Origin of the sequence: Haladaptatus sp. AB643 (assembly GCF_024136975.1) — an archaeon.
GTDB lineage: Archaea > Halobacteriota > Halobacteria > Halobacteriales > Haladaptataceae > Haladaptatus.
Genome location: NZ_JAMYJW010000001.1, coordinates 873679 through 888462, shown reverse-complemented (window position 1 = coordinate 888462; position 14784 = coordinate 873679). Strand labels below are relative to the sequence as shown.

The window sequence follows — 14784 nt, the reverse complement described above, 5'->3', positions numbered from 1 at the left end:
GCGGCAGCGGCGGGTTCCTACTCGTCCATCAAAACGTGTTCGACGTACTCCCTGGCCGTCTCACGCGCTTCTTCGAGCGCGTTCTTCTCGTCCAGAGAGACGTACCGGTTTCGCGCGCCGTCCACGATGAGCATCAGCGCCTCCGCCGCGTGTGCCGGGTCCTCGGCGGCGAACACGCCCGCGTCCGTCCCGTCGGCGATGACGGTCTTGAGCAGATATCGTGTGTACTCGTCGTTGCGCTGGAACTGTTCGCGCACGGCGTCGTTGTACGGCGCCTGCGCACGCATCTCCAGCATCGCGGTCAGGAATTCGGGGTAGCCTTCGCGGTCGGTCAGCAGTCGATCCAGAAGGGAGTCGAGTCGTTCCCGCGGGGCGGTCGTCTCCACCTCGTGAACCCGGTCGATGAACTTGTCCAACAGATAGCTCAAAAACGCCGCGAGGAGGTCGTCTTTCGTGTCGTAGTGATAGTGAATCGCGGCCGTCGATTTGCCATACTCCTCCGCGATGGAGTGTATCGTGAGGTTCGCATAGCCGTGTTCACAGAGTGCCCGATAGGTCGCCTGCATTATCGCCTGTTCGGCGTCGGAACGCTCGTCACCGTCGGAAGGCGCTGCCATTAACTAAACAACTAGTTATCGCGGCAAAACGCTTGTGGTCTCGATGCGAACAGCGTGTATTGACCAGTATGACACGTGAATTGGCATCCCTCCGTTTCGTCCCTGTTTTTCTCCTGATAAACAACACAACTATTAACTCTCCTGACTAACTATTCAGTTAGAGATGGGAACACAGCAGTCGAACGGGCCGCCGCCCGAAACACACGAGGCCATCATGGCCGCCACACATCGGGCGCTCTGCAAACACGGCTATGCGAACCTCACGATGAAGCGTATCAGCGACGAGTTCGGCAAGAGCAAGTCGCTTCTCCACTACCACTATAACTGTAAGGAGGAGTTGCTCCTCTCGTTTCTGGACCACCTCCACGAGAAGTTCGACGCGAAAATTTCGACGGACGACTACGACACCGCGACGGACGCGCTGCTTTTCAGCATCGATGCGCTGTTTCCCGACCCCGACTCGGAGAGCGACTTCGACATCGCCATGCTGGAGATGGGGATGCAAGCGCCCTACAACGACGCGTTCCGCGACCAGTTCCAGGAGAACAACGACCGACTGCGGGAACTGTTCGCCGATATCATCGCTCAGGGTATCGAGCGCGGCGAGTTCGAGGAGGACATCGATCCGGAACGGGCGGCCGAACGACTCCTGATATTTCTCGACGGGGTCCGGGGCCGAGGAGTCGTCCTCGGATCCAACGACCCGAACGAAGTGGGGCGTGAAGTCATCGACGAGTTCGTCGACGATATTTGCGCCGGAGGCGACGAATGAGCGCCGGAAATAGGGATCTGGACCTGACCGACGGCGACTTGTACAAACCGCTCCTCATCCTGTCGGCACCCATCGTCGCCAGCCAGTTGATGCAGGTCGTGTACAACCTCGCGGACACGTTCTGGGTCGGCCAGATCGGTCCCGGCGCGGTGAGCGCGGTTTCCTACGCGTTCCCGATAATCTTCCTGCTCATCAGCCTCGGAACCGGCTTTTCCATCGCCGGAACCGCGTTAGTCTCACAGAACAAGGGGGCGGGCAACCACGAGCGCGTGGACCACGTCGCGGGACAGACCATCTCGTTCACGTTGCTCGCGTCGTTGGTGTTCGCGGTCATCGGGTATCTCGCCGCACCGACCCTCGTCTCGCTCATCGGGACGACGCCGGGAACGCAGATATATCGGTGGACCGTGGAGTTCACGCGGACGACTTTCCTCGGCGTGTTCTTCATGTTCGGTTTCTTCATGTTTCAGGCGCTCCTGCGTGGCTGGGGCGACACGCGGACGCCGATGTATCTCATGGCGTTCGGCGTCACGCTCAACATCGTCCTCGACCCGTTCTTCGTCTACGGGTTCACCGACAACCTGCTGTTGCAGGCGCTCGGACTCGGTGGCCTCCAGACGACGCTGTTCGACGCCACGGGCTTCGCCGGGTTCGGCGTTCAAGGGGCGGCGATAGCGACCGTCCTGTCGCGCGGAATCGCCGCCGTCGTCGGCCTCACCATCCTGTTCAGCGGCCGCGTCGGGATTCACCTCTCGTTCGACGATATCGTTCCGGAACCGGAGACGGTGAAGAAGATCGTTCGCATCGGCGTCCCGGCGAGCGTCGATATGTCGATGCGGGCGCTCGGTATCACGTTCCTGACCGCCATCGTCGCCATGGCCGGGGACCCGGCGGTCGCGGCCTACGGTATCGGTAATCGGCTGAACTCGCTCGTCTTCCTCCCCAGCATCGGGCTCGCACAGGGGACGACGACGATGGTGGGCCAGAACCTCGGTGCGGACAAACCGGAGCGTTCGGAGCGGGCGGTGTACTACGCGTCCGCCACGCTGGCGGTCGTCCTCGTCGTCGTGAGCGTCGTCGCGTGGCACTTCGCGGAACCCCTCATCGGTATCTTCGTCGGCAGCAGCGAGAACTTCAGCCGTCAAACCGTCATCCACATCGGCGCACAGTATCTCCGCATCATCGGTCCGACGTTCCTGTTCCTCGGCGTCTTCCGGGTCGTCACCTCGGCGTTCCGTGGGGCCGGGGATACGACCACCGCGATGGTGTTCACCATCCTCTCGCTGTGGGTGTTCCGTCTCCCTGTGGCGTACTATCTACTGGAGATACGGGGGATGGGTCCCACGGGTGTCTGGTACGCGATAGCGTTCTCGAACGTCGCTGCGGCCATCCTCGCGTTCCTCTGGTTCCGCCGTGGGACGTGGAAGACGAGCGAGGTCGAGGGAGCCAACACCCCGTCACCGGCCGACTGAACGGGATACTTTTCCTCGCGTTCGTCGTTTCCACCGAAACAACTGTACTGGTCGCTGTCGATAGACGACCTATGTCTCGGCGAATTCTGGTCCCCATAGACGCTGCACCACAGTCAGAAACTGCTCTCGAACACGCCGCCGACGTGTATCCGGAGGCGACCATCGTCCTCCTGCACGTTCTCGATCCTCGATCGTGGATCTCCTCGGACGAGTTCGGGGACATGCTCTACGCGGACGACGTGGAGAAGGCCGAACAGGAAGCCACGGAGGAACTCCTCGAAAAGATGACCGAACTGGCGGACGAACTGGATGTCACGACGGAGACGGTCAAACTGATGGGGCGACCGGCACACACCATCGTGGAATACGCGGGAGACAGCGAGAACGATATCGACGGTATCGTCATGGGGAGCCACGGACGAACCGGTCTCGACAGGATTTTCCTCGGCAGCGTCGCGGAGTCCGTGACGCGGCGGTCACCGGTTCCCGTCACCATCGTTCACTGAGTCCGGTGTCGGTTCAGTTCTCGTCAACGAGGAGGCGAAGGCGGACGTAAGCGTCGAGTTCGTTACGAGCCGTTTCGATGGCATCGTTGTTCGTCGTGACGCGTTTGGTCATCGCCCCCGTGACGATCAGAAGGAGAAACTCCGCGACTTCCTCGGCATCCACGTCGTGGAAGGTTCCCTCGTCGATACCTGACTGGATGACGCGCGTGAGGAGTCCGCGGAAGAACTCGTCGCTGCGCGTGAAGTGGTTCCGATACTTCTCGTCGTGGGCGGCCTGCGCGCGGAGTTCGACCATCGCGCGCGAGAAATCCCGGTAGTCGTCGGGAATCGGTGTGACGAAAATGCGGTCGAAGATGGCGTTCAGATGGTCCCGCGGACTGCCCGAGGACTGCTTCGCCGGAATTCGCTCCTTTTGCTGTTCGAGCATGAATCCTAGGAAATCCAGCAGGAGGTCGTCCTTTCCGTCGTAGTGATGATAGAGGAGGGACTTGCTCTTCGGAAACTCGTCGGCGATGCGCTGAATCGTGAGGTCGGCGTAACCGTGCTTGCAGAGGGCCAAATACGTCGCCCGCATGATGGCACCACGAGTGTCGGTCGGATCCTCAAGAAAAGATGGTTTCGCCGTCATTACCGGCTGAAACCCTCGTCTATCGTTTTCCGCGTTGGCCGAGGCGGGTCGAACGTTTCGCGTTCCGGGGACCGACCACCGAACGCGATGGCTTTCGCATCGAATCGGTGCATACGCTAGCTACGGACTCCGGGTATAAAAATTGAATGAACGTTCAGTCATCTCTCCCCCCTCCATGCTCCAGGATGGCGGGTTAATCGGAGCCATCGGCCGGAAAATCCGCCGCCGAGAGCGATACCGAATCCTCCCGATACGACTCGAACTTTCCCTCGGCCCACGAAATAACGACGAACCACATCGTTCGCGGCACCCTCGCTGCTGGCGTAGTTGACGACCGCGTTTGGACTGTCATCGAACCGAAGTAGGGATGAACGGAGATAGAGGAACCTGTGAGTACTATGCAAGCGGTGTGCACCGTGCAATCAGTGTAGTCGTGTCGTCTCCTCGCGACGACTCGCTACCGTGCTGAAAGCGGATGGAGACCGCCAAAACAAAATCACTAATCGTGAGAAATTGGGGGAGGGAAGCGTTCTCGCACCCGAAATGGAGTCCTGAGTGGCAATTCTTCTCTCGAAACATTTATCACTGACTAACTGTTCAGTAAGCCATAGGTGACTGAATGTTCATTCAATATTTACGCAGTGATCCACCGCTCGAACGGAGGATCAACGTATGAGTACAGAATCGAGTAACGGACTCGGTCGTGAACGGGCCATCATCCTGGGTGGACTCATGCTGGGGATGTTGCTGGGCTCCATCGACCAGTCCATCGTTTCGACCGCGCTCCCGCGCATCGTCGGCGACCTCGGCGACGCGAGCAAGATGTCGTGGATCGTCACTGCCTACCTCGTGACGGTCACGGTGACGACGCCGCTGTACGGGAAGCTGAGCGACATTTATGGACGCTCGCTCATCTTCGAGACGTCCATCTCCATCTTCCTGATCGGCTCGATCCTCTCCGGACTCGCCGGGGAGTTCGCCGCCGTCAACGACGTCGTCGGCCCGATGACGCAACTCGCGGCCTTCCGCGCGCTGCAAGGTATCGGCGCGGGTGGTCTCATCGCCATGGCGACGACCATCCTCGGCGACATCTTCTCGCCCCGCGAACGTGGGAAGTACATGAGCTACATGATGCTCATCTTCGGTGGCGCGACCGTCGGCGGACCGCTCCTCGGCGGGTACCTCACCGACCACTACAGTTGGCGTTGGATCTTCTACATCAACGTCCCCATCGGACTCGCGGCGATCCTCATCACGCACTTCAAACTCGACCTCCCGACGCCGGACGCCGACCACGATATCGACTACCTCGGGGCGGCGCTCCTCGTCGTCGCGGTCGGTTCGCTCATGCTCGCCACGACGTGGGGCGGTAGCGAGTACGCCTGGGATTCCGTCCAAATCCTCGGGCTGATCGCTTCGACCATCGTCTTCGGCGTCCTGTTCGTCCTGCAGGAACTGCGGGTCGACGAACCGGTCTTCCCGGTTCACCTGCTCGACAGGCACACCGTCGTGGGCGTCATGACGCTGAGCTTCTGTCTCGGTATCGGGATGTTCGGGGCGACCATCTACCTCCCCGTCTTCCTGCAGGACGTCCTCGGCGCGAGCGCGACCAACTCCGGCCTGCTCCTGTTCCCCCTCGTCGGCGGGATGCTCGTCACGAGCGGTGCGACGGGACAGTTGATGACCCGGTTCGGCCGCTACAAGGTCTTCGCCGTCGTCGGAACCCTCGTCGGGTCGGTCGGCTACTGGTTCCTCCACACGATGGGACCATCGACCACCTCGACGGAATCGACCATCTTCATGATCATCACCGGGATGGGACTCGGATTCGTCATGCCCGTCCTCACCGTGGCGGTTCAGAACGCCGTCGACCGAGAGGACCTCGGTGTCGCGACCACCTCCGTCACGTTCAGTCGGAGCCTCGGGAGCGGTATCGGCGTCGCCGTCCTCGGTGCGCTGTTGAACAACCAACTCACCAACCGCCTCTCCGACGCCTTCGCCGGACAGGCCGGTTCCGGTCAACTCACGTCCGACGCCGCGAGCATCGGCCCGGAGGCCATCGAAAAGCTCCCGGACCAGATTCAGCACGTGGTGGTGACGGCGATGGCGAACAGCATCGACACCGTGTTCCTCGCCGGAATGGGTGTACTCATCCTCGCGTTCATCGTCTCGCTCACGCTCCCCAACGCGGAACTCAGCGAAGAGGCCCACGTCTCGATGGGCGAGGGCGGCGCGGAGCCGATGGACGGCGCGATGTCCTCGGACGACTCGACGGCTTCGAGCGACGACTGACCATCCATATAGTCGATTTGACCGCTTTTTTCGCGCGCTACGGTTCTTTTTTCGGACAATAACATCACGGACTACCTCGTTCGTAACCGTTTTTACTAACTGATCAGTAAGTCGTGTATGAACCGTCTCTCGAACACGAGTAGCCACGCCACGGGGCGTGAGAGACATGCTTGACGAACTCGGCGAGCACAAGGGTGCGTTCGTCGGCCTATTCATCGCAACCGGCGTCTCGATGCTCGGCTTCAGCATCCTCGAACCGATTCTCCCGACGTACGCACAGGACCTCGGCGCGTCCGGCGTCATCGTCGGACTCATCTTTTCCGGATTCGCCATCTCTCGGGGCGTTCTCGCGCCGTTTACCGGTCGGGTTTCCGACTCCTACGGACGGAAGAACCTGCTTCTCACGGGTCTCGGTCTGTTCGCCGTCCTCTCCATCGCGTACTCGATGGTTTCGTCGCCGCTCATGCTCGGGGTCGTGCGGTTCTGTCAAGGGTTCTCGTCGGTCCTCGTGACGCCAATCGCACAGTCGTACGTCGGCGACATCACGCCGGAAGGAAGCGAAGGCTCCATCACGAACCTGTTCTACGTCTCGCTGTTCGGCGGTATCGCCATCGGGCCGACCGTCGGCGGCTATTTCGCCGACCACGCGATTCACACGCCGTGGTTCACCCTCACCGGAATCACGACGCCGTTTTACGTGATGGCGGCGCTGACCGTCGTCTCGTTCTTCCTCGTCGTCGTTCTCGTTCCCGAACTCCCCGACGACGTGCGCGATACCGCGGGGGCTCCGAACCCGTGGGAGGCCGCCCGTGCCGTCTGGGCCGACTTCGAACTCCGCGGTATCATGACGTATATCGTCGCTCGAGGATTCTACCGCTGGGGCTTCAACTCCTTTTTCCCCGTCCTCGCAACCTCGGCGGCCTTCGGGCTGTCATCGACGATGGTCGGCGTCGTCCTCTCGGTGTATATGGCGGTCGGTGGTGTTCTCCAAATTCCGCTCGGTCGGCTATCCGACGATTACGCGGAGTATCGCGTTCACTTCATCGTCACCGGCGGTTTGTTGAGTGCGTTCACCATGCTCGCCGTACCGTTCGCCACCACGCTTCCCCTGTTAATCGGCCTCATGATCTGCATGGGCGCGTTCAGCGCCGTCTCCCGAACCTCCGCCGTCGCCATCCGCACCGAACGCGGCCGCGTCCACGGGATGGGTCTCGTGACGGGCGCGTTCACCGCCTCCCTCTCGGCCGGACAGGTGTTCGGCCCGGTCGGGTTCGGAGCCATCACGGACGCGTTTCGGATTCAGGACGCCTTCTACATCGGCGGTATCGTCGGCATCATCGGGACGCTCGGCGCGTTCTACTATCTCCACAAGGGACTCCAACAGGACGACGAAGCGGTCGAAGGGGTTACCGAGGACGCCCAACCACTCGACTGAGTAGTTGATAGACGAACAACATTATTACCGTCGGATACGCATCGAAGACAGGTATGTCCGATCCGACGCACGATTCCTCCGACTCGGCGGTCCCGCTCGAAGCGCTCGCGTCCCTCCCGGAGTTCTACCATCCGATGGTGTCACGCGACGGCGAACGCGTCGCGTGTTACTACGACGGAAGCGGCCGAAACGAACTGTGTATCCTCGACGTCGAATCCGGCGAACTCGAACAGGTAAGCGACGGAAACGTCCCGAAGAGCGCCCGCTGGCACGTTTGCTGGGACGCTGACGGTGAACGGATATTCTTCCACCGTGACGACGGCGGCGACGAACAGAACGATATCCACGCGTTGACGACGGACGGCGACCGCGAAACGATCGTGGAAACCGACGGCCAGGCCGTGATTTGCGACGTTTCCCCGGACGGTCGATACCTCCTGTACGCGAGCGACGAGGGCGAGCAGATGAACCTGTACCGCGCCGACATCGAAACCGGAGAAGCCGACCAGCTCACGGACTACGACCAACCGACGTGGAACGCGATGTACGCTCCCGAGGGGGACCGAATCGCCTACGTGACCAACGAAACCGACGACCTCGACAATATGGACGTGTACGTCGCCGCCTCGAACGGGAGCGACCCGCGACGCCTCGACGTCGGCGAAACCGGGTCGGAAACGTCAGTTTCCGACTGGGGACCGGACGGCACGCGCTTGCTGATCGAGGACAACGCGGAGGACAAACCTCGCGCCGGAATCTACGACCTCGAACGGAATTCCGTCGAGTGGCTCGGATACGGCGAACACGTCGAATACCCCGCAACGTTCACTCCGGACGGTCGCCGAGCGCTCGTCCTTCGAACTCGCAGGGCGGCAACGGTTCCGGTCGTCTACGACCTGGAAACCGGAACCGGGCGGGAGCTGAATCTCCCCGAAGGCAACACGACCGTCGTCCAAGGAGCCGACCGGCCGTTCCTCGGGGACGGCCGCGTCGTCCTCACACAAATGACACCGAACGAACGACAGCGACTCCTCGCCTACGACCTCGGAACCGACGAGCACGAGGTCGTCCTCGACGCCGAATACGGGGACATCGACCCGTCGGCGTTCGTCGATGCGGAGTACGTCACCTACGAGTCCGGTGGCTGGACCATCGGCGGACTGCTGTACGACGCCCGACAACGGCCCGGCGCTGATCCCGGGGCGACCGGGCAACCGGCGGTCGTGTTGGTACACGGCGGGCCGCACGCACAGTACACTCGGTCGTTCAACGAACTCACCCAGTTTCTGGTCGCGCGGGGGTACTCCGTCTTCCAGCCGAACTATCGCGGTTCGACGGGGAGAGGTCGGGCGTTCAAGTACGCCATCCGCGGCGATTGGGGCGGCGGCGAACAGGAGGACATCGCCAACGGCGGCCGCTGGCTGATGGAACGGGACTGGATAGACGAGGACCGCGTCGCGGTGTTCGGCGGCTCCTACGGTGGCTACAGCGCCTACAGCCAGCACGTAGGGTACCCCGACCTCTGGGCCGCTGCGATGGCGAACGTCGGCATGACCGACCTTCGAAGGTTGTACGAGGACTCCATGCCGCACTACCAGCACATCCTGGAACAGCAACTCGGGACACCGGACGAGAACGAGGAACTGTACCGCGAGCGCTCGCCGCTGACCCACGTCGAATCGGCGGAATCCCCCATTCTCATGATTCACGGCGTCAACGACCCGCGGTGTCCCGTCTCGCAGGCGCGACTGTATCGTGATGCTCTCGTAGCGCGTGGGTGGGCGGACGGCGAGGAGTTCGAGTACGAGGAACTGGGCGAACAAGGGCACGGTTCGACGGACACTGACCAGAAAATTCACGCCTACAGTATCGTCGTCGACTATCTCGATAGAACGCTATAGGGGGTGTAAAGAGGAGCGACGGTCCAGTGAGTTCGAAACCTACTCTCCGGACGGTGCCGGACAGTCGTACGTCTCCCGAAGCGTTTCCGCGAACTGACCGCCCTTCCGGAGCGCGATGGTGACGATGACGTAGGCTCCCTCGGCGGGACGGAGCACGAACACGTCCCGCGGGTCGTCGCCCTCCCCCTCGTTCACCCGGTCTATCAACGGTTCCAGCGGGCGGGTGCCGTCGCGGAACGACTCGAAGACGCGTCCCCCGTCGTCCTCGGCGAACACGTAGAGCACGCCGTTGACCTCGTTGTCGGTGTTTCGCGTCACGGTGCTGTTCATCGACTCGCCCCCCATCCGGGCCTCCGTCCACGCTTGCTGTGCGACCTCGAAAACGGGGTCGATACCGTCGGCGAAGGAGTACAGCGTCTTCCGGCGTACCGAGAGCGACCGAACCGTCGGTTCGGCGCTCGACCAGTCGAGGTCGGCTTCGATACGGTAGCCGGGGTGAACGCCGTCTACGGTCCCTCCGTGGCCGTCGGGGGCGGTGACGACCGGTTCGTACGTCTCCCGGTCGAGCAACCGCAGGCTTCCGTCCGAGCGGGTGGCGAGCACGCGAAAGGACCGGTCTTCCTCCATGCTTTCGACTCCGGTGCGATGCGGGAAAAGCCACTCGAATCCACACGGTTCAGTCGGCCGAGTTATGCCGATGGCCTCCGTAGTGCCGGTATGGAACATTTGGAGTACGTCTACACGTTCGGCATGGACGAAACGGAACTCGAACGGAAATTGAAATCGACGGACACCGGCGTCCTGTCGCTCGCTCGCGATGGTGATGCCTACTCGCTCCCGGTCTCGTTCCACTACGATGGTGAGAAAATCCTGCTTCGCTTCGGCGTCGAGGAGGGGAGCGAGAAGGTGTCGTTCGTGGAATCCACCGATACTGCCAGTTTCGTCGTGTACGAAAAGACGGGTGAGGAGTCGTGGAGCATCCTCGTGCAAGGCAGTCTCGCTCCCGCGTCCGACACGCTCAGCGAGGCCGAGATAAACGAGCGATTCGTCCCTCTCCGGGTGTTCGACGAATCGCTCAGTGACGTGGAACCCGAACTGTACGAACTGCGAATCGAATCGGTGACGGGGCGCAAAACGTAGCTCACTTCCGACCGCGTGCGGCGATTTGATAGCTCAGCACCGTCTTCATCCCCTCCGCGAACGACCCCAAATCGACGCTATCGGCCTGTTCGTCTCGTTCCGTGACTTCCGCGTATCGTTCGTCCCAATCGGTGAGAAACCGGTCCTCGACGTCGTTTTCCTCGATCCGTTTCGTCACCCATTCGATGGCGTCCTCGTCGGCCGGGTCCAAGTCCGACGGCGAGATGATTTTCTCTTGCAGGGCGTACACGATCGGCCCTGCCGTGTAGTCCCCTTCGCGGAGTTCCCGCTCCCACGTCGTTGTCCAGTTGCCGATTCGTGCCATCCGTTGGAGGTTCCAGATGACCGACCTGAGCGACCCGAGGTCGGCTGTATCGAACGACGGCGAGTACATCAGGTCCACGTTCGCGTACGGAAACATGAGCATGTTGTGTGGGTCATAATGCTCGATTCCCTCCATGTTGGCGAGTTCGACGTTGTCGTTGAGGACGCGCGAGTAGTCGATGGCGGTGAGCGTCTGCCGAAGGTCACAGTCGAATATGTCCCGGTGCTCGTCGTGCATGGGGGCCGCCGTGATACCGTCCTCGAAAGCGTCCCACACCTGTTGGATGAACCGAAGTTGCTCCGAATCTACCCCGTCTCGGTCGGGGTTCACGGATTCACGGCGATACGGGATTTGACACGCCTCTTCGAACGTTTCCCGGTCGTGACCCATTTCGGCGAGGTCGTCCAACAGGGTGACGAACATCGTCAGAATCGTCTTCTGTGTCCGAGCCGTTTCCGCATGCTCGTCTGGAACACAGGAGAGCGTAAACGAAGGAAAAAGAGTATAGATCCATTGCCACAGAAATCTGTCACGGTTACCGACCGTCACGTCGTACGAATTCGCCAGTTCGGCGACCGAATCGGGAAGCGTCGCTTCCACTATCTGTGTCACGTGATCTGGAGGATTTGACAGTTTATCTACGAGCCGTTGACGGGGCATCTAGTACTATATCATCACTGATCGATAATAAAAACCCTTTTGCCACATTTTCTATCGATTGTGAGGAACGATCTTTTGGTCTCGATAACGATATATTCTCTGGATAAGGATTGTGGATGGAGACATGAACGGCACCGACCCGAGTATTTACAAAAAGGCGTTTCGGGAGACGAAAAACCCCGCCATCATTACCGATTCGAGTTTCGTCATCCGGGACGTGAACGAAGCGTGTGTCGATTTTACCGGCTACGACAGGGTCGAACTCGTCGGTGAAAAACCGGAGATTCTGTTCGGCCAACGATCCGTGTACGAGGAGATGACGGCGTCGCTTTCGAACGACGATTCGTGGGTAGGTGGATTCGAAACCACGACGAAGGACGGTCGGCTGATTTACGGACAAGGGTCGTGTACCCCCATCCACGTCGATGGCGAGCTACACGGGTATGCCGGGTTCTTCTCCGACCTGACCGAACGGCGGCAGTACGAACGGAGCCTTCGAATCCTGAACCGCGTCCTCCGTCACAACCTTCGAAACGACGCGAACGTCGTCCTCGGTCACATCGAAATCGTCGCGGAAATCGTGGACGACGAGGAGTTACAGCAGTCACTTTCGACCGCACACCGCCGGATGCACTCCATCATCAAATACGCCGAGACCGCTCGCGATCTGGACGAACTGCTCTCGGAGCGGACCGACCCGACACTTTCTCCCATCCGCATCGACGAGGTGATTCGTAACGAACTCAGGGCCGCTCGGAATGCCTATCCCGGTGCGGAGTTCACGAGCGACCTCGGAGACGAACCGACCTTCGTCGCGGCCGACGATGCCATCGGAATCGCGCTTGAGGCCATCCTCTCGAACGCGGTCGAACACAACGACTCCCGTGTTCCGCGAGTCTTCGTTCGGTTTCACCGCGGCGAATCGACGCTCACGGTGGAGGTCGAGGACAACGGGCCCGGAATCGCCGACGACGAACACGACCTCATCTTCGGGCGAGAGGAGGTCAGCCCGCTCCACCACGGACAGGGGTTGGACCTCTTTTTCGTGGACCGTCTGATGGAGAAGTACGGAGGGGATGTCTGGGCCGAAAACGACGACGGCGCGACCTTCTCGCTTCAGTTTCGCATCGTTTCGCCGACGGACGAGGACGCTTAACGCTCGAATGAGCGATTTTGTCACCCGATAATAAGGTCCGGTGAGGTCGAAACTCGGAGCAGTTACCAGCATGTCTCACGATCCATCACACGACAGGGGCAGTCCCGCCGGTGTTCTTTTACCATCAGTTTCCCTTTCATTCCCATGACCCAAACGTACGACAAACTGGTACGCGACCGGATCCCCGAGATCATCGAGGAAAACGACGAACGCCCGGTAACACACATTGCGGATGAAGGCGAGTATGAGCGACGACTCGCGGAGAAGTTGGACGAGGAGGTAACGGAGTTCCAGGAATCCGGCGAACCGGCGGAACTGGCCGACGTGCTCGAAGTCGTCTATGCGCTGGCGGACTCCGACGGACTCACGCGTGACGAGTTGGAACGGATTCGAGCCGAAAAAGCCGACGACCGGGGCGGGTTCACGGATGGAGTCGTTCTCGAACGGGTCGAGTAAAAAGGCCAGCATTTGCAACCACGCCGCGAATGGTCGGCGGTGGCAAACGCTCCCCCATGTCACTCACGACGTACACGCTCGTGATTCGGGAGAACGAGAGCAACGAAGGAATCGTCGCAGAGGTCCGCGCCGACGGAATCATCGAGGAATCGACCACGGTTTCGTACGGCGATTTCGGCGTGACAGCCATCCGTGACGATTGGGTCCCAGACGAGCGGCAAACTGAATTCGACGCCGACGTGGCGACGATTCGACTCGCGACGGAGCGGAACGGCGAAGGATTCCTGTTCCGCGTCCTGGGCGACGGCGAAACGGTCGCCGAAGAGCGAATAACGGACGACGGATGGAACGTCGCCACGGTACAGTAATTCTCAGAAGAACAGCGCCGGAACCGTCTTCGAGAAGATTTTCAACGAGATGACCAGCAGGATGGCGACGACCAACCAGTTGAACTTCCGCTCGTCGATTTCGACGCGTCGGAGATATGTCCCGGCGAACAGGCCGACGAGGGTGACGACTGCGAAGGTCGAACCCAACCAGAGGTAGTACGTCGTCATCACGCCCGTCACCAGCATCTGGAGGATTTTCACCGTGAACACCAGACCGAGCACCATCGAGAGGCCGCCGACGTACCGCTCCTTGTCCCGCTCGAACGTGTGGAGGTACGTCGGGAGCAGCGGACCGAGGTTGGCCGCGCCGAGGAGAAAGCCCTCCAGCAGGCCGACGACGCCGAGTGCGACGGGATTGTGCGTCCCTTCGATGGAGACGAACCCCTTCCCGAGTTGGAAGAGGACGTACCCGAACAGGACGAGGCCGATGAGGAACACCACCACCGCGCTGGTCTTGAACGCCGAGAAGAAGAACACGCCAGCCACGGTACCGACCAACGCGAGGGCGATGAGCGACCACTCACGGCGGACGTAGCCGAGGCCGGTGTTCGTCTCGCCCACCTGAAAGACGTTGATCATCCACGGCGGGACGGCGAGGACAATGACGGCGATATCGACGTTCATGACCGACGCCGCGAGCGGCGTGGCGATGAGCGCGAAGCCGAACCCGACCATACCCTTCAGCATCGCCGCCAGTATGATGAGCGCGACGAACAGGACGAGGTCAGTCGTCGTCGCGTTCGTCTTCAACCCTTGCGTGACGTTCGCCGTCCCGGGAAAGAGACCGATTGCGCCGACGATGACGGCGACGGTTGCGACCGCCATCATCAGTTCCCGATAACGGAACTGACGCAGGTTTCGAACGAACTCTCCGGGGTGAACCGTCGATTCCCCGGACATCAGCGAGTAGCCTCCGAGGGTCTCGAATCCGTATTCATTACCCCCCTTTGTCACTCCACGTAGTTAGGTGGGAGAAATCGGGAAACGGTCACCGAGAGCGATGACGTGGTGTTTCGGTGAATCACGCCGTATGAG

The 14784-nt window shown here is 60.8% G+C and carries 16 protein-coding genes; 10 read left to right on the top strand and 6 right to left on the bottom strand.

The window, feature by feature from the left end:
- Positions 1 to 17: 17 nt before the first annotated feature.
- Positions 18 to 617 (bottom strand): TetR family transcriptional regulator C-terminal domain-containing protein, encoded by a 600-nt coding sequence (locus NKF25_RS04575; protein WP_223301771.1) that lies wholly within the window; start codon positions 615 to 617, stop codon positions 18 to 20.
- Between the two features lie 163 nt (positions 618 to 780).
- Between NKF25_RS04575 and NKF25_RS04570 the strand changes: the two genes are divergently transcribed.
- From NKF25_RS04570 to NKF25_RS04560, 3 genes are all read left to right on the top strand, one after another.
- Positions 781 to 1389 (top strand): TetR/AcrR family transcriptional regulator, encoded by a 609-nt coding sequence (locus NKF25_RS04570; RefSeq protein ID WP_066141740.1) that lies wholly within the window; start codon positions 781 to 783, stop codon positions 1387 to 1389.
- Complete coding sequence (locus tag NKF25_RS04565; RefSeq protein ID WP_253225516.1) at positions 1386 to 2861, top strand: MATE family efflux transporter; 1476 nt, start codon at positions 1386 to 1388, stop codon at positions 2859 to 2861. The genes NKF25_RS04570 and NKF25_RS04565 overlap by 4 nt, the downstream gene beginning before the upstream one ends.
- 71 nt (positions 2862 to 2932) lie before the next feature.
- The gene (locus NKF25_RS04560) at positions 2933 to 3367 is read left to right on the top strand and encodes a universal stress protein (protein WP_253225515.1); all 435 of its coding nucleotides are present in this window, start codon (positions 2933 to 2935) and stop codon (positions 3365 to 3367) included.
- A gap of 13 nt (positions 3368 to 3380) precedes the next feature.
- Here NKF25_RS04560 and NKF25_RS04555 read toward each other — a convergent pair whose 3' ends face one another.
- Positions 3381 to 3995: a TetR/AcrR family transcriptional regulator gene (locus NKF25_RS04555; RefSeq protein WP_253225514.1), complete on the bottom strand. Its 615-nt coding sequence runs from the start codon at positions 3993 to 3995 to the stop codon at positions 3381 to 3383.
- A gap of 193 nt (positions 3996 to 4188) precedes the next feature.
- On the bottom strand, positions 4189 to 4347 hold the full coding sequence (locus NKF25_RS04550) for a hypothetical protein (protein WP_253225513.1): 159 nt from the start codon (positions 4345 to 4347) through the stop codon (positions 4189 to 4191).
- 320 nt (positions 4348 to 4667) lie between these two features.
- On the opposite strand from NKF25_RS04550, the gene NKF25_RS04545 reads away from it, so the two are divergent.
- The 3 genes from NKF25_RS04545 to NKF25_RS04535 all read left to right on the top strand — a co-directional run bounded on the left by NKF25_RS04545 (position 4668) and on the right by NKF25_RS04535 (position 9623).
- On the top strand, positions 4668 to 6287 hold the full coding sequence (locus NKF25_RS04545; RefSeq protein WP_253225512.1) for an MDR family MFS transporter: 1620 nt from the start codon (positions 4668 to 4670) through the stop codon (positions 6285 to 6287).
- Positions 6288 to 6453: 166 nt separating this feature from the next.
- Positions 6454 to 7722 (top strand): MFS transporter, encoded by a 1269-nt coding sequence (locus tag NKF25_RS04540; protein ID WP_253225511.1) that lies wholly within the window; start codon positions 6454 to 6456, stop codon positions 7720 to 7722.
- Positions 7723 to 7775: 53 nt separating this feature from the next.
- Positions 7776 to 9623: a prolyl oligopeptidase family serine peptidase gene (locus NKF25_RS04535; RefSeq protein WP_253225510.1), complete on the top strand. Its 1848-nt coding sequence runs from the start codon at positions 7776 to 7778 to the stop codon at positions 9621 to 9623.
- A gap of 39 nt (positions 9624 to 9662) precedes the next feature.
- Here the strand turns inward: NKF25_RS04535 and NKF25_RS04530 are convergent, their stop codons facing one another.
- Complete coding sequence (locus tag NKF25_RS04530; protein WP_253225509.1) at positions 9663 to 10250, bottom strand: DUF6663 family protein; 588 nt, start codon at positions 10248 to 10250, stop codon at positions 9663 to 9665.
- A gap of 90 nt (positions 10251 to 10340) precedes the next feature.
- Between NKF25_RS04530 and NKF25_RS04525 the strand changes: the two genes are divergently transcribed.
- Entirely contained in the window at positions 10341 to 10763 is a 423-nt protein-coding gene (locus NKF25_RS04525) for a pyridoxamine 5'-phosphate oxidase family protein (RefSeq protein WP_253225508.1), read from the top strand.
- A gap of 1 nt (position 10764) precedes the next feature.
- On the opposite strand, the gene NKF25_RS04520 is transcribed toward NKF25_RS04525, so the two are convergent.
- Positions 10765 to 11700, bottom strand: a complete 936-nt coding sequence (locus NKF25_RS04520) for a hypothetical protein (RefSeq protein ID WP_253225507.1) — start codon at positions 11698 to 11700, stop codon at positions 10765 to 10767.
- Positions 11701 to 11872: 172 nt separating this feature from the next.
- Between NKF25_RS04520 and NKF25_RS04515 the strand changes: the two genes are divergently transcribed.
- The 3 genes from NKF25_RS04515 (at position 11873) to NKF25_RS04505 (ending at position 13728) form a co-directional block, all read left to right on the top strand.
- A complete protein-coding gene (locus NKF25_RS04515) occupies positions 11873 to 12904 on the top strand; it encodes a PAS domain-containing sensor histidine kinase (RefSeq protein ID WP_253225506.1) in 1032 nt (343 codons plus the stop codon).
- A 144-nt stretch (positions 12905 to 13048) separates the two neighbouring features.
- Positions 13049 to 13360 carry a nucleoside triphosphate pyrophosphohydrolase gene (locus tag NKF25_RS04510; protein ID WP_253225505.1) on the top strand — a complete coding sequence of 104 codons (312 nt, stop codon included), beginning with the start codon at positions 13049 to 13051 and terminating at the stop codon, positions 13358 to 13360.
- Positions 13361 to 13416: 56 nt separating this feature from the next.
- The gene (locus tag NKF25_RS04505) at positions 13417 to 13728 is read left to right on the top strand and encodes a hypothetical protein (RefSeq protein ID WP_253225504.1); all 312 of its coding nucleotides are present in this window, start codon (positions 13417 to 13419) and stop codon (positions 13726 to 13728) included.
- 3 nt (positions 13729 to 13731) lie between these two features.
- Here the strand turns inward: NKF25_RS04505 and NKF25_RS04500 are convergent, their stop codons facing one another.
- A complete protein-coding gene (locus NKF25_RS04500; RefSeq protein WP_253225503.1) occupies positions 13732 to 14649 on the bottom strand; it encodes a sulfite exporter TauE/SafE family protein in 918 nt (305 codons plus the stop codon).
- Positions 14650 to 14784: the final 135 nt, after the last annotated feature.